Origin of the sequence: Auritidibacter sp. NML100628 (assembly GCF_003185985.1) — a bacterium.
Taxonomy (GTDB): domain Bacteria; phylum Actinomycetota; class Actinomycetes; order Actinomycetales; family Micrococcaceae; genus Auritidibacter; species Auritidibacter ignavus.
This window is the reverse complement of record NZ_QHLP01000005.1, coordinates 83,797-103,746: the sequence shown is the minus strand read 5'-3', so window position 1 is coordinate 103,746 and position 19,950 is coordinate 83,797. Positions and strand designations below refer to the sequence as shown.

The following is a 19,950-nucleotide window of genomic DNA, read 5'->3' as shown; positions in this document are numbered from 1 at the left end:
GGTTGATCGGTGGTGAACTCGATGTCTGGGAGCGATGATGCCCGCCCTAGATATCGAGGAACCGGACATCCTTGGCGTTTTGTTGGATGAAGTTTCGGCGGGATTCCACATCTTCACCCATCAGCATCGAGAAGACCTGATCGGCTGCGGCGGCATCGTCCATGGTGACCTGCAACAGAGTGCGGTGTTCGGGGTCCATGGTGGTTTCCCACAGTTCCTGGTAGTCCATTTCACCCAGACCCTTATACCGCTGGATCCCGTTCTCCTTGGGCAACCGCCAGTTCTTGGCCAGTCCGGCTTCCAGACAGGCGTCACGCTCGGCATCGGAGAACACGTAGTCGTGGGGCTGATTGGACCACTTAATTCGGTACAAGGGTGGTTGGGCGAGAAACACGTGCCCACGTTCGATCAGCGGACGCATATAGCGGAAGAGCAGGGTCAATAACAAGGTGGTGATGTGCTGACCGTCCACGTCAGCATCAGCCATCAGCACGATCTTGTGATACCGCAACTTTTCGATATCGAATTCTTCACCGATACCGGTGCCGAAGGCGGTGATCATTGCTTGCACTTCCGCATTGGAGAGGGCCCGATCCAGCCGGGCCCGCTCGACGTTGAGGATTTTGCCACGCAAGGGCAAGATCGCCTGGGTGATCGGGTTGCGGCCCTGTTTGGCCGAGCCACCAGCCGAGTCACCCTCGACCACATAAATTTCGCACTCTTCGGGATTCTTCGAAGAGCAATCCGAGAGCTTACCGGGCATCCCGAAGGATTCCAGTGGCGACTTCCGGCGGGCCTGATCTCGGGCCTTCCGGGCCGCCAGCCGGGCCTGGGAGGCCAAAATAGCTTTGCGAATAATCTCCTTAGCTGGCGCCGGGTTCCGGTCCAACCAGTCACTGAGCTCAGAGGTGATCACACCCTGGACGAAACCGCGGGCCTCGGAATTGCCCAACTTGGTTTTGGTCTGGCCCTCGAATTGGGGCTCGGACAGTTTCACCGAGATCACCGCGGTGAGACCCTCACGGATGTCCTCACCGGTGAGGTTATCGTCTTTATCGCGCAATAACCCATTCTCGCGAGCGTAGCGGTTAATCAAACCGGTCAACGCCGCCCGGAACCCTTCTTCGTGGGTACCGCCCTCGTGGGTGTTGATGGTATTGGCGTAGGTGTAGACCGATTCTGAGAACGCCGTGGTCCACTGCATGGCTACTTCCAGGGCCATCTGGCGCTGATCGTCCTCGGACTCGAAGGCGATAATGTCCTGGTGCACGGTTTCGGCACGCTTTAACGCATTCAGGTGTTGCACATAGTCCAGCAACCCGTCTTCGTAGTAGTAGCTCACCGACCGCTGGGATGGGACCTCCTCGTCCTGTCCTTCTTCGGCCAATCCGGCCTCATCGGGCTGATCCTCGACGTGGCTGGCACCGACGATTTCATCAGACTGGACCTCATTGGAATCCAGATCCCGCTCATCGGTAAGTGTGATCCGCAGTCCCTTATTCAAAAACGCCATCTGCTGGAAGCGGGCGCGCAGGGTTTCGAAATCAAAGTCAACGGTTTCGAAGATCTCCGGATCGGGATAAAAGGTCTGGGTGGTCCCGGTCTGATCCGTTTCTTCCCCGCGTTCAAGCTGCTGATCGGTGTGACCACCGTTGTGAAAACTGATCCGCCACACGTAACCCTGGCGGTGAATTTCGGTGTAGACCCGGGTGGACAGCGCGTTGACCACCGAGACACCGACACCGTGCAGACCACCCGAGACCGCATAACCTCCGCCACCGAATTTACCGCCGGCGTGCAGAATCGTCATGACCACTTCAACGGTGGGTTTACCCTCTGTCGGGTGCATATCGACCGGGATACCGCGACCATTATCGGACACACGCAGACCGCCATCGGCCTGAATGGCGATATCGATGGTGTCGCAATAGCCGGCCAGGGCCTCATCGACCGCATTGTCGACCACCTCGTAGACCAAGTGGTGCAGGCCCCGGGAGGTGGTGGATCCGATATACATGCCGGGCCGTTTGCGCACGGCCTCCAAACCTTCTAGGACCGTAATGTCCCCGGCGTCATAACTGTGTTCAACTTTGGCCAGTCCAGCTGAGTCCGGATGGTCTGGTGGAGACGACGTCTCTGGCGGTGTCTCTGGCTGTTCATCGGCCACGGTCGACAGGAGCTCCTCAATCGAAAAAATAGGACTTTCAGCAGCGATCTTTCGCCGCGCACATCCCGTTATTCTACGCCATCAAGCCCGATCCGCGGAAAATCCCGGCCCGTCAGTGGCGAAAACATGGCCAAAACGTGACATAATGGCCTCTCCGACGTCTCAGCAGAGGCCTATCTAGCCCGGATCTCAGTCTCGACGGTGCTAACCCGGCAAATCCGCGTTGAGCGAGGTCGAACAAGTTGACCAAGGTGGGGTTGGCTATCCGTAGGTGTCTCGCGGGCCTGGTCCCCGAACCACCCGGGGTCCTTTCCGCCAGCTCGGCGCGGCCGGCCCATTAATCTTGATCTCGCGTACGACCTCACGCCCGAGGGCAGTATTGATCCGTTGCAGGATGTGGTTGGACATCAGCCGCAATTGGGTCGCCCAACTCGTGGTTGAACACCGCACCACCAGCACGGCGTGTTGAAAACTTTCGATCTGGCAGTGTTCAGCGACCTGAGGCCCCACCAGGTCCTCCCAGCGACCTAAGACCGACCCCACCGCAACCGGTTCCTTCCAACCCCGGTCGGCAACGAGTCCGCCGAAAAGATCATCGAGGGTTTTCAGTTGCGACAGCGGGGAGGTGAACTGATTATCGCCGTCGGCAACCCTTCCCCGTGGTGGTTGGAGAGGCCGGCGAGAACGCCGTCGGGAACGCTTGGCCGCTGGGTCGGGATCGCCCGGCGAATATCCAGCCTGCCCCACGGCCCGGCGCACACGCTGCAGGGCCGCGAAGGCTGCATCGATGGTGTCGTAATCGACACCGGAGACCGCATCAAGTTCGTCTTCTGCCATCAGCTAATCCTCCAGCCCCTCAACGTCGGCACCCTCGACGTGGGATACCCCGTTGTCAGCGTGCACGGAAAACCGTGGGCCCTGGAGCGCTGTCGGCAGATCCTCAGCCACCGCAGCGGTGACGATCACCTGGTGTGCCTGGCTGGCGATCTGGGCCAATTTCTCTCGACGCTTGGCATCCAGTTCGGCAAAAACGTCGTCGAGCACCAAGAGAGGTCGGTCTTGGTCAGTGGGACGATCCTCGGCTAAGACCTGATAGCTAGCCAGCCGTAAGCCCAGTGCGAATGACCAGGTCTCCCCGTGCGAAGCATACCCTTTAGCTGGTGCCGGACCGAGGGTGAACTTCACCTCATCTCGATGGGGGCCCACAAGGGTGAGGCCACGATCTTGTTCTTGATCATGCACCTGACGGAGTTCTTCCAGCATCGCCCCGGCCAACGCTGATTCCTCAGGGACCACCGGATGTTGCCCAGCAGCCAGTCCCACCGTTGATTCGTAGCTGAAACCAGCATCTTTGATCCCTGGGGCCAGTGCTTGATACGCGGCGTTGAGTGGTTGAGCTAACAGTTGGAGCATGTGAAGACGCCCGGAAAGAATTCGAGCACCGGCTCGGGCAAGATATTCATCGAAGACCTGCCGGGTGTTCTCTTCATCGGCACCCCAGCGGCGGGCTTTCTTGGCTGATTTGTACAACGCGTTGCGCTGTTTCAGAACGCGTTCGTACTCACGGCGGGCATCGGCCATCACCGGCCGTAACTGGACGGTGAGATCATCGAGAAAATTCCGTCGCACCGAAGGGTCTCCGGTCAACAGTTGTAAGTCTTCCGGAGCAAAGAGCACACATCGCACCAGTCCCAGACCCTCTTTGGCCGGTTGAGGGGCTCCACGGTTAATGGAGACCCGATTGGATTTGCCCGGGTTGATTTCGAGGTCTAAACCCACAGCACGCTGATCATAGTGAACCCGACCCCGGATATGGGCTTGGTCAGCACCAAAATGGATTAATGGGCCGTCATGGGAGACTCGGTGGGAACGGTGTGTCGCCAGATAATTGAGGGCTTCGGCAATGTTGGTCTTTCCCACCCCGTTATATCCCACGAGGACGTTAGTTCCCGGTTCAAGGGTGAGGTCCAGTTGACGGTACGAGCGAAAATTCGTCAGGGAGAAAGCCGAAATATAGACCATCAGTCAGTGATGCGGATCGGCATAACCAGGTACCGGAAGTCCTCGCGTTCATCACCATCGGGCTCATCCTGCCCGGTGACCAATGCGGGTTTAGGGGCAGTGGTGAAAGCAAAGTGTGAATAGTCGGCGTTGACCACATTGAGGCCTTCAAGCAGATAGCTGGGGTTGAAGGCTACCGTGATGTCTTCTCCAGATAGCTGACACGGCACCGATTCATTGGCCGAGGCATCATCCCCGGCCCCGGCATCGAGAAATACCTCGGTACTTGTAAAAGCCAACCGTAACGGAGTATTTCGCTCTGCGACCAAGGCCACGCGTTTGACTGCATCAATCAGTGGCGCTGACTCAACCACGGCGTGGATGGGACTTGATTCGGGGAAGAGCGCCCGAATCTTGGGGTAGTCGCCATCAACTAACAAGCTGGTAGCCCGGCGACCACCTGAGGAAAACCCGAGAATTTCGGTACCCGCATCGTGCTGATTCAGGCGTAACGAAAGCTCTCCACCCCCGCCTAATGACTTAGCGACCTCCGAGAGAGTGCGAGCTTTGACCAAGACTGAGGTGGAGATCGAGGGGTCGGTGGGTGTCCAGGTGATCTCTTTCATCGCCAACCGATAACGATCGGTAGCCAGGAAGGTCATCTGGTCGCCTTCGATTTCAATCTTCACGGCAGCCAAGATCGGCAACGTGTCATCCTTGGATGCCGCTGCAGTGACTTGGTGAACAGCCTGGGCGAAAGTTTCACCGTCAACAGTCCCGGTGATCTCAGGAAGCTGGGGCAGATTGGGGTATTCACTCACCGGCATCGTGGCGAGAGCGAAGCGGGAATTTCGACACGTCAGAATAACTTTAGAGCCATCAAGTTCAACGGTGACAGGGGCGTGGGGCAGTGATTTGACGATGTCATTGAGCAATTTACCCGATACCAGAATCTGTCCGGGTTCGTCTATGTCAGCCTCAACTTCAAGTTGGGCCGAGGTCTCATAGTCGAAGCTGGCAATGGAAACTAATTGTTCATCTGCGGTAATGAGCAAGCCCGATAAAACAGGTACAGGTGGCCGAGGTGACAAAGAACGAGCAGCCCAAGATACAGCGTCGGTGAGGGTGTCACGCTCGATTGTGAACTTCACGCTTGTTCTGCCTCTCATGATCGGGTCTATCGCACACGTTGATAGCGCGACTATGAACTCAAGACTGACACAGATGAGCTCAAGAGTCATAGCAAGCTTAGCGGATTGTGAGTTGCGATGTGATGGGTGCAGAACAGAAATCGCAGATGTGAGGTGTCGTAGAAGCAAACGCGAAGTGTCGACAAGGTTGTTGTTCTGCAGATAGAGATCTTAACGGGTTAATGGTGTTAATAACTCCTGTGGATAATGTGGATAACCGGCTTCTGAGGGCTCATCACGCGGTTGCAGTTGTGGACCACCGAGTGGAATCTCGTCGGATCGATTGGGGATTGTCGTGGAGTCTTTTCTGGGGCTTGTAGGAGAGATTCACAGGGAAGACGGAGGCTATCCAGAAGGTATTTGAAGTTCTCCCCGTGTTATCCCCAAGATTATCCACACCTGTTTATCGTGGTTGAACCTTCGGTGTGGATAACGTGTGGATATTGCCGGGCACCTGTGGATTCTAGGTCTCCCGATGCACTGAGATCGCTGAATTTCAAGGGTTTAACTGTGTGGACCAAGATTCAAGTTGAACTTGAGATGAACACGGGAAAACCTTCATGGCGATGGTTGTCAACACGGCATTGTTGTTGCCCGCACCGTTTAGTTGCGCTTATTACGGGCTGCTTGCTTGATGAGATTCGTCAGTTCAGTAACTTGGTTGTAAATGGTCCTGCGCTCACCCATGAGATCGCGGATTTTTCGGTAGGCGTGCATCACCGTGGTGTGATCGCGTCCCCCAAGTTCGGCACCGATGCGAGGAAGAGACATCTCTGTCAACTCGCGCAAGAGGTACATCGAGATTTGACGGGCATTGACCAGTTTCTTCGTCCGCGACTTGGACTGCAATTCTTCCAGCGTGAAGTCGAAATACTTCATGGTCTCGTCCAAGATCAGTCCCGAGGTGATCTCTTGGGAGTCTTCGTCAGGAATCAAGTCCTTGAGAACATGCTCGGCTAGCGCATAGTCAATGTGGGTTCGATTCAGGGACGCATAGGCGGCAACGCGAATCAGTGCACCCTCGAGCTCGCGAATGTTCGTGGAGATGCGCGAGGCAATGTACTCCAGAGCATCGGTGGGGACATACAGACCGTCGGATTCTGCTTTCTTGTTCAGAATCGCAATGCGTGTCTCCAGATCGGGCGGCTGAATATCGGTGGTCAAACCCCACTCGAAGCGAGAACGTAACCGCTCCTCAAAACCAGAGAGCTGTTTTGGTGGCAGATCTGAGGTGATCACCACTTGTTTATTGTTGTTGTACAAGGCGTTGAAGGTATGGAAGAACTCCTCAACGGTGGCTTCTTTATTAGCCATGAACTGAATATCATCGATCAGCAAGATATCGACATTTCGATAGATTTGCTTAAAGCTGGCGCCTTCGTCGTGCCGGATGGAATTGATGAAGTCGTTGGTGAATTCTTCGGAATTGACGTAGCGAACTCGGAGCCCCCGGTAGAGCTCCTGGGCATAGTGACCAATCGCATGCAACAGGTGAGTCTTGCCGAGTCCCGACTCCCCATAGACAAACAGTGGATTATAGGCTTTGGCTGGAGCTTCAGCTACCGCATTTGCTGCTGCGTGGGCGAATCTATTGGACGATCCTGTGACAAATGACTCGAAATGATAACGCGGATTCAGTCGAGTGCGCTCTTCGGAATCGGTAGGCGTCGTGTCGAGAGCGTGGGGTTCTGGACTGGGAGCAGGATTAGTCCTCGCGCTGAGAATAGTGGTGGGACTGGAGTAATCCGGGTCCGTTCTGGGGCGGGAATCGGGGTGTAACGCTCGTGGAGCATCTTCCGAGCCGAAACGTCTGGGGGCGTTATCCACGTAGTTATCCACAGCATGGGCCCGGTCGTAGGAGGGCTCCGGTGGCCGGGTTGGCTCGGGGGTGACGGTCTGCAAACTCGAGTCGATCGAAAAGGCACAACGTAGTTCGGTCTGGAAGACCGTGTGGAGGGCTTGACTAAGCACAGACTGCAACTGGCCTTCAAGAACCTGTCGAGTCAGTTCGTTAGGCACGGTAAGAAGAAGAGTGTTGCCAATCAGCCCTTGCGGAACTGCGAGGTCCAAAAATCCCATCTGACGTGCACTTATTTGTCCAGAATCTTTAATCTCTTGGACAACGTGACGCCAAGAACTAGTGATTGAGTCATCTGGAACCACGAGACTCTCCTCTTCACAGACCCTTTTGCTGTGATATTGCTGACCTGTCAAAATTGGTGCGGTACTCGGTCACGTTCACGCTACGCCACCCCTTACGATGCGGTGGCCATCAGGCAACAGTAGCGTCAACGACCTTCCTGGTTGGATCAACAACCAGTGGTAACAGCCTAGCCTGATCGTACGCGAATTCAGAGTTATGCACAGTGTTATTCACAGCATGTGCGAACGTCGTTGAAAGGTAAATACCGTTTGATTTGACGTCTCGACGCGGAAGTAACTATCCTTGATGGGTCTGTGCTCGCGCTAAATCATTGCCTAGCGGGCTATAGACGACGAACTGACCCTGAACTGACATGGAGTTCATCAACGCCGAGGCGATCACCGACATCTCCCGGCGTGCGGTGCAAGACCAGATAGCTTGGAGAAGTAAGAATCATGAGTAAGCGGACTTTTCAGCCGAATAACCGCCGTCGCGCCCGTAAGCACGGTTTCCGTGCCCGGATGCGAACCCGGGCAGGTCGTGCAGTACTCTCAGCACGTCGCGCCAAGGGTCGCTCGCGCGTTTCTGCCTAAGATTGTTGATCCTTTGATGCAGTACCAGCGGGTCGTGATCGCGTGCTGCCACGAGTGAACCGGATCAGAACAGGCAAGGACTTTTCACGGACAATTCGTTCCGGTACCCGCGCTGGGGGCCGGAACATTGTCGTATCCGTAGCATTTCAGCTCCAGGGGGGTCACCGGCTTCGTCCGAGTCCAACACGTGTGGGTTTTATTGCCTCGAAGGCGGTTGGCAATGCGGTAGCACGTAACACCGTCCAACGAAGATTGCGGGCTGCCGTGGCTAGTCTTTTGCAAGACGACGACTTTCCTGTCGGGGATCATTCGTCCCCGGGCCAAGATGTCGTTATTCGCGCACTGCCTCGTTCAGCTGAGGTTGACTATCATGAGTTAAAGTCCGATGTGGCCGGCCAATGGAAACGTGCTCTGAAGAAACTGGCCCAGTGTCAAAGAACCGACGCGAAAGAAATGACAGAAGACTAAGATATGCCCGTTGAATCGCCCTACACGACGTTGAGCCCGGGTAAGCAGTGGGGATGGTTTCGAGCGTTGCCATCTCAAGCTGTAGCCTCGGTGCTGATTGCGTATCGGGCGGTCATTTCACCACTATACGGTCAGGTGTGCCGATTCTTTCCGAGTTGCTCGGCCTATACACTTGAAGCCGTCTATCGACACGGTGCTGTTAAAGGAATGGGTTTAGGGATCTGGCGTATCCTGCGATGCCACCCGTGGCAGTCGGGTGGTATCGATGCAGTTCCGCCGAGCCATAGAGTGTGGCCTGAGGGCAAAGTTCCCAAGATTATTAGACTGAATCACCCGCAAGTACCGGAAGAACCCGGCTCACACACAGCAGAGGAAACCTGAACGCCATGGGCTTTTTCGATATTATACTGTTCCCCTTCAAATGGGTTGTCTCCTGGATTCTGAGTATCTTCCACAGTTTCCTGAGTTTCTTGGGGATGAACTTTGACTCCGGCTGGACCTGGACCCTGGCGTTGGTGCTGTTGGTGATCACGATCCGCACCTTGCTGTTGCCATTATTTGTTCGGCAGATCAAATCTCAGCGGGCCATGCAGGCCATGCAACCTGAGATTAAAAAGCTTCAGCAGAAATATAAGGGAAAAAAAGACCAATTGTCCCGTCAGGCCATGGCGATGGAGCAACAGGCGCTGTTTAAGAAGCATGGAACCAGCCCGTTTTCGGCCTGTTTGCCCATGTTGGTTCAGATGCCGTTCTTCTTCGCTCTCTACCAAGTCCTCAATGGTGCATCCCACGCAGCCGAAAACGGGGAGAACATTGCGGCGCTAAGTCACGAAGAGATTTCGTCGTTTGCGCTATCGAGTATTTTCGGAGCCCAGATGCAGGATACCTTCCTTGGCTCCACCGGAGAGAATCTCGACTGGTCGGTTCTGATCGTTGCCTCAGTCATGATCGTCTTGATGTCCGCGTCGATGTTCTACATGCAGCGGATGTTGATGAGCAAAAACATGACCGAAGCGGCGATGACGGGCCCCTTCGCGCAGTCGCAAAGAATGATGCTGTACGTGTTGCCTCTGGTTTTCGCCATTGGCGGTATCAACTTCCCAATCGGCGTCTTGGTCTACTGGACCGCGACAAACTTCTGGGCCGTCGGCCAACAGTTTTACATCATTCGTCGCAATCCGGCTCCTGGCTCGCAGGCCGAACGTGAGCTTAATGAACGCCGGGTGGCAAAGGGTCTTGAACCCATTGGAAAAGCAGCGGAAGAAGCGCGGGCCAAAGCGGAGGCTAAAGCCAAGAAGCCTAAGGGTCAGCGCCAGCAACCTGTGAGAAAGAGCAGAAAGAAACGATGACCACAACCGAAGAACTCCAAAACTCCGTCGAGGACCACGACGTATCCGGTGACGCATCGCTCGAGACGACCGAGGCTCAGGACTCGGTCTCTGCAATGGAAGAAGAGGGAGATCGAGCAGCCGACTATATTGAGGAGCTACTCGATATTGCAGATCTCGACGGGGACATCGATATCGAGGTGCGCAACGGTCGCACTTACCTCTCTGTAGTTACCGATGGTGACGATGAGCAGTTGCAGGGACTGATTGGTACCAAGGGTAAGGTTCTGGAAGCCCTGCAAGAGCTCACGCGTCTTGCCGTACTGTCCTCAACGGGACAACGCTCTCGTCTCGTGCTCGACATCGCTGGGCACCGGCAACAGCGGGAAGCAGAGCTTCGCGTCCTGGCTAAGGAGGCGATCAGCGAGATTAGCGATGGCGATAAAGATGAAGTGCATCTCAAGTCGATGTCGCCGTATGAGCGCAAGATCGTTCATGATGTTGTCGCTGAAGCTGGGTTATTTAGCGAATCCCAAGGGCAAGGTTCACGACGCCACGTCGTCATTAGTGCCGATAACTGACAGAGGATGGGACTATATGGCCAACGATGAAACGCAAGGGCAGATTGAACCGACAGAAGCCCTGGCTATCAGTGGCCTGAAGGCACAACCGGTATGGGTCCAGGACGCGGTGTCCCACTTTTACGATGATGCCGGGGATATTGCACAGCGTTATGTGAACCATCTTGTCACCACCGGGGTTGAGTGGGGCCTGCTCGGGCCACGAGAGATTCCTATTATGTGGGAACGACACGTTTTGAATTGCGTCGCCACTGAAGCACTTTTTCCTTCGGGAGTGTTGGTGGCCGACGTTGGTTCGGGGGCAGGCCTGCCCGGTGTCGCATTAGCTATCGCCCGTCCTGATGTTCAATTCGTGCTCATTGAACCCCTGGAACGTCGAGTGGGTTGGTTAGTGGACGTCATTGCGGATCTAGATTTACCGAACGTTGATGTCATCCGGGCTCGTGCCGAACAAGTTGTCGAAACTCTGGACGTTGACGTAGTCACGGCTCGCGCGGTGTCGGCGTTGAAGTCCCTTGTCCCCCTGACAGCGCCCCTGTTGCACGGTGAGGGGGAACTCATTGCCCTGAAAGGCCGTAGCGCGCCTGATGAAATCAATCGCGCCCGGAAGGTGCTACAGAAATATCGTGCGGAGAACGTCGAAGTACTCACCTGTGGCAAGGAATGGCTTGAAACACCCACGACAGTCGTCAGGGTCAGCTTTGGGGATAGACTGGGGTAGTCAATGGAGTCGGACATCGTGGCAACGGAGTGTGAGTTTCTCGTATGAGTAAAAATGGTTCCTCAAGTTCCGATGAGTCCCAGGTGTCTGCGACACCGTTGGCTGCGGAAATAGCGTCTGAGGCCAAGCGCCGGCAGCGGTTGAATTCGAAGAAGATTCCCAAACCGGACCAGACCCGCATTCTCACTGTCTCGAATCAAAAAGGTGGTGTGGGAAAGACCACGACCACGGTTAACTTATCCTCTGCCTTTGCTCGTGCTGGGATGAATGTGTTGGTCATCGATGTTGATCCTCAAGGTAATGCCTCAACTGCGCTTAATGTGGAACACTCGCAGGGCACCCCGTCCATCTATGATGTATTGATCAATGACTTCGACATTCATGAAGTTGTGCAGGATAACCCCGAGACCGACTCATTACTCATAGCGCCCGCCACCATCGATCTGGCAGGTGCTGAGATTGAGCTGGTGTCTTTGGTAGCGCGTGAACATCGGCTGTCGAAAGCATTACAAAGGTATCTTACGTACCGTGAAGAGCAGGGGCTGGCACGGCTGGATTATGTCTTTATTGATTGTCCCCCAAGTCTCGGGCTGTTGACCGTGAATGCTTTGGTTGCGGCGAAGGAAGTTCTCATCCCGATTCAAAGTGAGTACTATGCGTTGGAAGGGTTGTCGCAACTGATGAAAAATATTCAGATGATACAAAGGCATCTGAATGCAGAACTCAAAGTGTCAACTATTGTGCTGACCATGTACGATGGCAGGACCAACTTAGCGGTTCAGGTAGCAGAAGAAGTACGCGAATACTTCCCAGATCAAGTACTTGACGCGGTTATTCCGCGTAATGTGAGGATATCGGAGGCGCCGAGTTACCAGCAATCGGTGATGACCTACGATCCGATCTCATCAGGTGCGCTCAGCTATCGTGAGGCTGCACTAGAAATTGCGGAGCGCGAACGCAAGAGGCGTCGCTAGGGTCGATCGGCGGGGTCCGCTTCTTATGTGAGCGTGTATCTGACGGTGGTGCCGATGTGAAATTGTTTCACGTGGAACGGGTACCATAGACGTGGAGGTAATCGTGACGCAAAAAAGATCAAGGCGTGGTCTCGGTCGGGGTCTCGGCGCGCTTATTCAACCGGAAGCAGAACCGGTTCCAGCACAGCAGCTTCCTGAGGGAAATGAAGTGGAACCACCGTCAGACGATCATGAGCCGGCCACGGGTGATCAGGGTGCTGCCCTACAGGAGAGTAGCGCTTCGCAGGTCGACGTACCGGAGGGAAAAACACAAGGGCATTCGCGGCCATCGGACTTATTTTTTGAATCCTCTGCTACCGAGTCGGAGGCGAAACGTCGGCAACGGTATCGTCGGCCCACGATGCCCAATCCCCTTGCTCAGCGTCCGAACCGTGGTTCCGGGTCTGGCGTTGGGCAGGCCGCTGAGGAAGAATCAGAGGATGTGGCCGATACCAGACTAGTGGAACTGGACCTGGACCGGATTCACGCGAACCGGCAACAGCCCCGCCAATATTTTGAGGAGGACCAATTACAGGAGCTGGTTGCCTCTATTCGTGAAGTCGGCGTTTTACAACCTGTAGTGGTTCGTGAGATCGGGACAGATTCGTATGAACTTGTCATGGGTGAACGTCGCTTTCGTGCGGCGAGGCTGGCGGGACGGGAGTCTATTCCTGCGGTAATCCGTGATACGTCGGATGATCGGATGCTAGTTGAGGCGCTGGTGGAGAATATTCACCGGAGCGATCTCAACCCTCTCGAAGAAGCGGCAGCCTATGAGCAGTTATTGAAGGACTTCGGCTGGTCTCAGGAGGAGTTGTCGAAAAATATTGGCAAGTCACGGCCGTCGATATCCAATAGTTTGCGACTAATGCAACTGCCCGCTTCGGTCCAGTCAAAGGTGGCGGCACGGGTTTTATCTTCAGGGCATGCCCGTGCCTTACTCGGCGCTCAAGATGCTGAAACGATGGAAGCTATCGCTGATCGCGTGGTGTCGGAAGGTTTATCGGTTCGCGCGACCGAGGAACTCGTTGGACTCTACCGTCCAAAAACTACCTCTTCCCCACGTAAGGTTTCACGTGGAACGCAGAAATTCGAAGACCTGGCTGCGATGTTTGCGGACGAATTGGATACCACCGTTGATATTACGTTAGGTGCAAAGAAAGGGAAGATCTCCATCGACTTTGCATCGGTGGAAGACCTAAATCGTATTATGTCGCTTATCCAGCCTTCCCAGCGGAATGACTAGGCTATACAATTCAGGCTACACATAAGGTTGGTCTGGAGCCTTTTATGTTCCACGTGAAACACTTCGCGAAACGCAACTGTTCACATGAGGGCCTTTTGACAAAGTCCCTGAACGATTGTGGTTGAACCGCCCGACAAAAACTTCACCCAGAGAACGACCGGGTTCCTCGGGTGTGTGTTGTCTTCCATTTTTGGAAAGTATTTGGATCTTATCGGGAACAAGATCTGGTAGTTCATTATTCGAGTTGAGGTTGGGTTGTTAGCTTCGTTGAGCCTTCTGCCGGGAAGTTCCCATCTTGTCGTAGCGAACCTCTTCAGCCTACAGCTCTAGAGAAAGGTCCTGCGTCGTTTCCTGAGACTAGAGTCAGCGTTGAGTGTGTATTGGCCCGGTGTATCAGATCGAGTGTGCTCCGTTGGCCGTTTCGGGTGCGAGGTTCCACGTGAAACACTTGGTCCGTTGAGGCAAGACCAGAACGCTTGCGCCAATGTGGCCTGATGCTGTGAACAAAATCGTTTGTCTAAGCCCTGAATCCCATGTCGGGATTGCTCTGCTTTAATCAGCTATCCTGCTTGACGCCGAGGTGTAGGACCATAGCGCCATCACTGAGTAGATACCAACAGCGCAGAGTACTATTAGTAGCTGAACTATATCGACAGAGGTGGTACCTCCTCTAAGGGGCGACCTAAATCGTGGGAGATGCTCGTCGTGTGAGAACCAAGTAGCGGCGTGACAACGAGCTCGATTATCGAGTCCACTGCGTTATCGGGACTGTTAGATCGGCTTTCGACCGCGATTTAAGGGTCGCTGGATAATCTCATTCAATGCGGTTACGGGTTTGATCCGTGTAGGGCAAATTGCGCTTGCCCGGTTAGGTAACTATTAACAAGTCGGTACACAAGCTACTGCCGGAGTAGATACCTATGACGTTTACGGCGCAGCAAGCGTTGACTATTATCTTGAGCTACCCTCAGATGTTTCACGTGGAACGAACTTGATGATGGAGTGGAAGACGGTTCACAAATGCACAATGTTATTCGTAGCTAGCACGCGGACGACAAGATGTCGTTCATTCGGGACGTGACCAGATATCTCCTTGCTCCTGAGTGGATATACCTTGGATGAGTGATAACACCTTTGGGGCCACGACATACACTACGTGGGATGGCTAGAGCTCGGCCGTCTCTATATATTTGGCTGTCGCCGGCTCGTCTATGACTAACTTCGCGAATGAAATGGAGTCGAATGTAGCTCGCGGGATGCTCACGCTGAGCGTCGGAGATGGGATCACAGCGGGAAGAACCAGGAAAATAGACCGTCTAGCGCAAAAAACGGGGTCATGGTTTCACGCGAAACCATGACCCCGTGTCTGTTGAGTATGTACTATTTCAGGAGCTCAGCAAACTCGGACTCCAGGGCCGGCTGAGGTTTGGCACCAATGGACGTAGCTACCTTCTCGCCGTCCTTGAAGGCCATTACTGCGGGAATACTGGTGATGCCATACTGAGAGGCCACCTGAGGATTCTCGTCAACGTTAAGTTTAGCGACGATAATCTTATCAGCGTGCTCTTCAGCCATCGTCTCCAGGACTGGCGTCAACATTCGACAAGGTCCGCACCATTCGGCCCAAAAATCTACGAGTACAGGCTTATCACTCTGGAGGACTTTTTCCTGGAAGTCCGCATCAGTAACATTAATAGTCGACATCATAACTCCTAGTAGTTGAAGCGTAAGTATTATCTCAAATCGAGCAGGTACTGCTCAACATCCTGCGCCGCTACGCAGCCGGTACCTGCTGCCGTAACGGCCTGACGGTAGGTTGGATCGATGACGTCACCCGCGGCAAAAACCCCGGGTAGATTGGTGCGCGTCGACGGGTGGTCCACCCGTATGGTGCCATCCTCGTTGATTTCCAAGACATCCTTGACGAGTTCTGTACGCGGATCCTGTCCGATGGCGACGAACAGACCGGTAACATCGAGGGTGGATTCCTGCCCGGTCTTAAGATTTTTGACATGGGCGGTTTGAAGCTTATCGTCGCCGGTGAGATCAGTCACAACCGAGTCCCAGATGAATTCAATCTTTTCGTGGTCTAAAGCCCGCTGGGCCATGATGTGCGAGGCGCGGAGTTCGTCGCGTCGGTGAATGAGATAGACCTTGGAGGCGAATTTGGTGAGGAATAAAGCTTCCTCCATCGCTGAGTCACCCCCGCCCACGACGGCCACTTGCTGGTCGCGGAAGAAAAAGCCATCACAGGTAGCACACCAGGAGACCCCATGCCCGCTGAAGCGCTGTTCTCCGTCCAAGCCCAAATGCCGGTAAGCTGAGCCGGTAGCGAGGATCACGGTGTGGGCCTGGTAGCTGGCCCCATTGCCGAGGGTAACGACTTTGGGATTTGAGCTGAGGTCGACGCTGACAACATCTTCGTACTGAATATCGGCGCCGAAGCGACGGGCTTGGGCCTCGAAATTGGTCATGAGTTCCGGCCCGAGGATGCCATCCGGGAAGCCGGGATAATTCTCCACGTCGGTGGTATTCATCAGTTCGCCCCCGGCGGTCACCGACCCGGTGAAGACGATCGGGTTCAAATTGGCGCGGGCGGTATAGATTGCTGCCGTGTATCCGGCAGGCCCAGAGCCCACGATGATGACATTGTGAACGTCGTGAGGGGTAATTTCCGTCACGATGGCGACCTCTACTTTCCGGCAACTCTTACTGATAGCACCAGGAATAAACAACTTAAGCTGTCTACGCAGTGCGTTTATTCATCCATGCTTAACGGCGTGGTAGTCAAGGTTATTCCGTGATCCTAGTCGACCGTAATCTCGGCGATATTGACGGCATAAGGAAGATCTTCAGACGCATCGGCTGCCAAGGGCAGATCGGTGAAGTTGATACTCACGTACTGGGCGGTGACCGGATCGCCATCCTGGCCGGATACCGAGGCGGTATAAGTCGGCCCGGTGAAGGAGCCTTCGGCAACCGAGGTACCATCCGCCGGGTTGGCCGTATCGGAGACCAGCACAGTGAAGCTCCCGCCAGAACCTCCGTTCTGGGTGATGTTGACTTCACTAATTTCAGATTCTTCCTCAAGTTCGATCACCAACGCCATGTTCCGGGCGAAACCACCAAACTGAGATTGGGCGAAAGATAGTGACCGCCAAGACGTGGCGGGATCACCGTCAACCGCTAGAGGCAGTTGGTCATCGGTTTGGGAGCTGAGATTCGGCGAGTCGGGCACGACTCGAGAGATGCCGGTGATAACCGGGTCGGCACCAACAGGAGCCGCATCGTCCTGAGGACTCTCGCCCTCTTGTGGCTCTTGATCTGCCTGATCCTCGGGTTCAGCGGTCTGAGTCGGTTCAGCGACGGGCTCGGTGTCGCCACGACCTAAGAAGGTGAACATGACAACGACTGCAGCAACCAGTATCGCCACGAGAAGGACGGCCCCGATCCATCGCCCGGCACCTCCACCTTGACGTTCATCCGTGTATTCCACGGCGTATCCCTGGCCGTAACCGCCCGGAGCGGGATCGGGAGCAGAGACAGAACCGCCTGCTGCCGCGGAGTTACCCATGGCTTGAGCCACGCGTTCCTGAACGTTTTGGGGAGCGGGGTCGTTGGCGGTGGGAACCTCGGAGGCCTCCACACTCGCCGCTGCCGCCTCAGAAGTGGGCGCTTCACCGGCTGGCTGCTCGGGTGGTTGCCCGGGAGTCTGATCGGGGGTCTGCTCCGAGCCATTAACGACCGGGATCGGGCCGGTGGTGGCTACCGGTTCTGAGACCGCGCGGTCACCAGCCTCCTCGGCCTGGTCCTCGGCATGGCGTGGAGCCTGGTCGGTTTCCGGCTCGTAGTTCGACTGGTCGTCGTCCGTGTCGGTGCCGGGCCCTGTGGCACCCAGGCTGTTGGCTGCTGCTCCGGCCCCTGTTCCGTGAGCTGGTCGCGATGATTGCTGGGAGGGCTGTTGTGTCGGGTGGGTCTCTCCGGGACGGATAAGCTTGGAGGGATCGTCGGTGCGGTTCAGCGAGTCGTTGAGCCGATCCGAGATCCGGTTCAAAAACTTTGGACGATGCGCTTCGTGCTCTGAGCTGGCGGCCACATCGGAATCAAGGCTGGAATAGTATTCGTCATCATCGTCGTAGGTCTCCGGCTCATAAGAGCGGGACTCACCGAAGATTTCCGAGCCGAGGTTCTCGGTGTAGAACGGCTCAACGTAGACGTCGTGGCCGGTCACCAGCGAGAGCAGAGATTGTGGGTCAGTCTCTCCGGCGGAGATCAAGTAGGTGCGGTTATCCGACAGACCCAAATCGAGCACCTGAACATCGGAGGCACGCTCTCCAGTGGCCAGTTGCCGGGCCGAGGTGGCCACCTGGGAGGCATGATCGGGGGAGGCAACCAAGATCATCACTTCCCGATTGAGGACTTGATCGAGTCCGGTCAGGATCACATCTTGCTCGGCGGTGGCCAAGACCTGTCCGGTGATCAGGTAGCGTCCGCCCAGCACGTTACCTTCGTCAAGTTGTGCCACGATCATTCCTCCAGGGTCGGGTTGAGAACGGGCCGTGGTCGGTGCCGTTCATGACACGACCAATGAGTCGACCTAGTTTTCTATGGTAGCCGTACCGCGTGGACGGTGCGCGCTCATCACACGCGTTTACTCCTCGGTTATGCTCAGGCGGAACGCTTGAAGCGTTTGATCAGTGGGCCGAGGTAGTCATCGAGTTCCTTGACATTGAAGGCCCGGCAGGCCACCACATAAACCGCGACCATCACTACTCCCACCACAGCGCAAGTGATCAAAGCGGTCAGGATGGAGTCATAGGGGAAACCGGTGTGATATCCGCCCAACAACAACAGCACCAGGGCCCCGACCAGTCCTGAGGCTAATGCGGCGTAACCGGTGCGCAGATAAGCGGTAAATACTTTGCGAGTGTAATAATTGCCGAATCGTTTCAGCGTCAAGAAATGCACCATCAAGAACTGGATGATGTGAACCAGCGTGAACAGTAGCGCGATCAGATGCGCTAGCGAGGCGTTAGGGATGAGCGGGGCGAGCAGATAGGCCGAAACCAAGGTGATTATCGAGGCGGTGCACTGGACCAGCATCGGAATGGTGGCATTCTCGGAGGCGTAGAAGACCCGCAACAGGTAGAAATGCGCTGAGCGGAAGGGCATGCCGATGGCCAGCAGGACCAGGATCTGCCCGATCGCGGCCGCTGCGATAGGCGAGGTGGGAGAGGAGCCGGAGAATAACCGGCCGATCGGGGCGGCCAGTACCAGGACGACCACCATGGCGAACATCATCGGGACCGCGAAACTACTGAGCCCGGCACCGGTGGTCCAGCGTGCCGCAGCAGTGTCCCGGGCTTGAAGGGAACGGGTCAACCGGTTGAACAGCACCGTGGCGATCGAGAGCACGAAGACCGAGTGGGGTAGCACGGTAATCAGTTGGGAGACGTTCAAGGCATACAGTCCGGGAACCGCGGCGGCTTCCTGCGGGGTTTCAGCAATAGTAGACCGTGCCTCGGTGGCACCGGTCACCAACCGGTTGATCAGTAGGTTGGTCACGTTGCCGACCAGCATGGTAATGATGGTGAAGCCAGCAAGCCGACCGGTGGTGCGTAGCCCCATACCGCGCCAGCCAAATTTCAGTCTCAGCCCGAGCCCGAGCCGTTTGAGTGGCCACAGCAACACCAGGGCCTGAATTGCGATCCCCAGAGTGTGACCACCGGCCAGGAGCAACGTGTGGGTCGTAGACCAGGCTTCTAATTGGTCCTCATCGGACATGCCCGTGTAGTGGCCGAAGGTGAGAATATAGGTGACGATAATGATGATCGCCACCGCGTTATTGGCCACCGGGGCCCACATATAGGCGCCGAATCGTCCGTGGGCGTTCAGGATCTGGCCGATAATGGCATACATCCCGTAGAAGAAAATTTGGGGCAGTGTCCAGAACGCGAAGGCGGTTGCTAGCGCGAGTTTGGGTTCCGACCAGCCCAAGGTCAGCGCGTTCATGATCGGGTAGGCGCACAATGTGATGGCAATCGTGAAGGCGCCGATGATCAGCATGGCCAGGGTCAAGATCCGGGAGGTGTAGTCGGCTCCTCGGTCCGGCGCTTTGGCGGCTTTAATCAGTTGGGGAACCAGCACCACATTGAACACACCACCGGCCAGCAACATGTAGATCACATTGGGGATGGTGTTAGCGGTCTCGAAAACATCGGCGACCAGGGCGGTGGAGCCGATGGCCACGGCCAACAGCGACGTGCGCACAAAACCTAAGATCCGAGACACTAAAGTGCCGGAGGCCATCAGCGCTGAGGCTTTGGTGGCTCCGGCAGAGGATTTCGATTGGTCTTCGGGGACAGGACGCTGGCTCACCGCTGGTCTTCCTGGGGTGGGTTCTTGGGTGGTTGGGATGACCCGGATGGATGACGAAAGCGCTGGACTCGCAACATTAACTCGAACGGTGTCGGTGGCGAGGTCGGTCGAGTCGTGGCAT

The 19,950-nt window shown here is 55.7% G+C and carries 17 protein-coding genes; 8 read left to right on the top strand and 9 right to left on the bottom strand.

The genetic code is table 11. From position 1 onward, the window contains the following. Nucleotides 1-46: 46 nt before the first annotated feature. The 5 genes from gyrB to dnaA all read right to left on the bottom strand — a co-directional run bounded on the left by gyrB (nt 47) and on the right by dnaA (nt 7,521). Nucleotides 47-2,176 carry a DNA topoisomerase (ATP-hydrolyzing) subunit B gene (gyrB, locus tag DCC24_RS05495; RefSeq protein WP_369859966.1) on the bottom strand — a complete coding sequence of 710 codons (2,130 nt, stop codon included), beginning with the start codon at nt 2,174-2,176 and terminating at the stop codon, nt 47-49. A 252-nt stretch (nt 2,177-2,428) separates the two neighbouring features. Beyond that, the gene (locus tag DCC24_RS05490) at nt 2,429-3,004 is read right to left on the bottom strand and encodes a DUF721 domain-containing protein (RefSeq protein WP_110098917.1); all 576 of its coding nucleotides are present in this window, start codon (nt 3,002-3,004) and stop codon (nt 2,429-2,431) included. A 3-nt stretch (nt 3,005-3,007) separates the two neighbouring features. Continuing rightward, the gene (gene recF, locus DCC24_RS05485; RefSeq protein ID WP_110098916.1) at nt 3,008-4,189 is read right to left on the bottom strand and encodes a DNA replication/repair protein RecF; all 1,182 of its coding nucleotides are present in this window, start codon (nt 4,187-4,189) and stop codon (nt 3,008-3,010) included. Continuing rightward, on the bottom strand, nt 4,189-5,319 hold the full coding sequence (gene dnaN, locus DCC24_RS05480) for a DNA polymerase III subunit beta (RefSeq protein WP_110098915.1): 1,131 nt from the start codon (nt 5,317-5,319) through the stop codon (nt 4,189-4,191). Before dnaN ends, recF begins: the two co-directional genes overlap by 1 nt. 642 nt (nt 5,320-5,961) lie before the next feature. Further along, nucleotides 5,962-7,521 carry a chromosomal replication initiator protein DnaA gene (gene dnaA, locus DCC24_RS05475; RefSeq protein WP_110098914.1) on the bottom strand — a complete coding sequence of 520 codons (1,560 nt, stop codon included), beginning with the start codon at nt 7,519-7,521 and terminating at the stop codon, nt 5,962-5,964. Between the two features lie 435 nt (nt 7,522-7,956). Here dnaA and rpmH point away from each other — a divergent pair, with 435 nt between their 5' ends. From rpmH to DCC24_RS05435, 8 genes are all read left to right on the top strand, one after another. Further along, nucleotides 7,957-8,094, top strand: coding sequence for a 50S ribosomal protein L34 (gene rpmH, locus DCC24_RS05470; protein ID WP_110098913.1), 138 nt, complete (start codon nt 7,957-7,959; stop codon nt 8,092-8,094). A gap of 42 nt (nt 8,095-8,136) precedes the next feature. Then, nucleotides 8,137-8,562, top strand: a complete 426-nt coding sequence (rnpA, locus tag DCC24_RS05465) for a ribonuclease P protein component (RefSeq protein ID WP_110098912.1) — start codon at nt 8,137-8,139, stop codon at nt 8,560-8,562. Nucleotides 8,563-8,565: 3 nt separating this feature from the next. Further along, nucleotides 8,566-8,943: a membrane protein insertion efficiency factor YidD gene (gene yidD / locus DCC24_RS05460; protein WP_110098911.1), complete on the top strand. Its 378-nt coding sequence runs from the start codon at nt 8,566-8,568 to the stop codon at nt 8,941-8,943. A 5-nt stretch (nt 8,944-8,948) separates the two neighbouring features. Continuing rightward, nucleotides 8,949-9,911 (top strand): membrane protein insertase YidC, encoded by a 963-nt coding sequence (gene yidC / locus DCC24_RS05455; protein ID WP_110098910.1) that lies wholly within the window; start codon nt 8,949-8,951, stop codon nt 9,909-9,911. Then, a complete protein-coding gene (locus DCC24_RS05450) occupies nt 9,908-10,471 on the top strand; it encodes a R3H domain-containing nucleic acid-binding protein (RefSeq protein ID WP_110098909.1) in 564 nt (187 codons plus the stop codon). The genes yidC and DCC24_RS05450 overlap by 4 nt, the downstream gene beginning before the upstream one ends. A 16-nt stretch (nt 10,472-10,487) precedes the next feature. Further along, on the top strand, nt 10,488-11,192 hold the full coding sequence (gene rsmG, locus DCC24_RS05445) for a 16S rRNA (guanine(527)-N(7))-methyltransferase RsmG (RefSeq protein WP_110098908.1): 705 nt from the start codon (nt 10,488-10,490) through the stop codon (nt 11,190-11,192). A gap of 44 nt (nt 11,193-11,236) precedes the next feature. Then, nucleotides 11,237-12,166 (top strand): ParA family protein, encoded by a 930-nt coding sequence (locus tag DCC24_RS05440; RefSeq protein WP_110098907.1) that lies wholly within the window; start codon nt 11,237-11,239, stop codon nt 12,164-12,166. 400 nt (nt 12,167-12,566) lie between these two features. Then, nucleotides 12,567-13,451: a ParB/RepB/Spo0J family partition protein gene (locus DCC24_RS05435; RefSeq protein WP_110098906.1), complete on the top strand. Its 885-nt coding sequence runs from the start codon at nt 12,567-12,569 to the stop codon at nt 13,449-13,451. 1,380 nt (nt 13,452-14,831) lie between these two features. Here DCC24_RS05435 and trxA read toward each other — a convergent pair. From trxA to murJ, 4 genes are all read right to left on the bottom strand, one after another. Next, nucleotides 14,832-15,155, bottom strand: coding sequence for a thioredoxin (gene trxA / locus DCC24_RS05430; protein ID WP_110098961.1), 324 nt, complete (start codon nt 15,153-15,155; stop codon nt 14,832-14,834). A 29-nt stretch (nt 15,156-15,184) separates the two neighbouring features. Beyond that, nucleotides 15,185-16,135 carry a thioredoxin-disulfide reductase gene (gene trxB / locus DCC24_RS05425; protein WP_110098960.1) on the bottom strand — a complete coding sequence of 317 codons (951 nt, stop codon included), beginning with the start codon at nt 16,133-16,135 and terminating at the stop codon, nt 15,185-15,187. Between the two features lie 122 nt (nt 16,136-16,257). Next, the gene (locus tag DCC24_RS05420) at nt 16,258-17,976 is read right to left on the bottom strand and encodes a hypothetical protein (protein ID WP_146206284.1); all 1,719 of its coding nucleotides are present in this window, start codon (nt 17,974-17,976) and stop codon (nt 16,258-16,260) included. Between the two features lie 143 nt (nt 17,977-18,119). Further along, nucleotides 18,120-19,829, bottom strand: a complete 1,710-nt coding sequence (murJ, locus tag DCC24_RS05415) for a murein biosynthesis integral membrane protein MurJ (protein WP_233491997.1) — start codon at nt 19,827-19,829, stop codon at nt 18,120-18,122. Nucleotides 19,830-19,950 lie beyond the last annotated feature (121 nt).